At 43.9% G+C, this 679-nt stretch carries 1 rRNA gene; it reads right to left on the bottom strand.

The window, feature by feature from the left end:
- Positions 1–524: ribosomal RNA gene (locus tag C7N44_RS07930) — 16S ribosomal RNA — on the bottom strand; the annotation flags it as partial.
- Between the last annotated feature and the right edge of the window lie 155 nt (positions 525–679).

Below are 679 nucleotides of genomic sequence, written 5' to 3'. Positions count from 1 at the left end.
GTTAAATACCGTCAACGCGTAAACAGTTACTCTTACACTTGTTCTTCTTTAACAACAGAGTTTTACGAGCCGAAACCCTTCTTCACTCACGCGGCGTTGCTCCATCAGACTTGCGTCCATTGTGGAAGATTCCCTACTGCTGCCTCCCGTAGGAGTCTGGGCCGTGTCTCAGTCCCAATGTGGCCGATTACCCTCTCAGGTCGGCTACGTATCATCGCCTTGGTGAGCCATTATCTCACCAACTAGCTAATACGCCGCGGGTCCATCCTAAAGTGATAGCAGAGCCATCTTTCAAGTTGGAACCATGTGGTCCCAACTAATTATACGGTATTAGCACTTGTTTCCAAATGTTATCCCCTGCTTTAGGGCAGGTTACCCACGTGTTACTCACCAGTTCGCCACTCGTCCCGAATCCAAAAATCATTTATGCAAGCATAAAATCAAATTGGGAGGACTCGTTCGACTTGCATGTATTAGGCACGCCGCCAGCGTTCGTCCTGAGCCAGGATCAAACTCTCATCTTATAGATGAAAAGCTTTTAACTAGCTCATCAAATTAATTGTTTTTAAAAGCGAATTGACTTCGCTGTGTTTAATTTACTTACGATCTAAATCGTAAGTTCCTTACACATCATTGATTATCAATCTTGTTCAGTTTTCAAAGATCTACTTATCAGTTA

Source organism: Apilactobacillus quenuiae (assembly GCF_002994005.1).
GTDB lineage: Bacteria > Bacillota > Bacilli > Lactobacillales > Lactobacillaceae > Apilactobacillus > Apilactobacillus quenuiae.
This window is presented reverse-complemented; position numbering and strand designations above follow the sequence as displayed.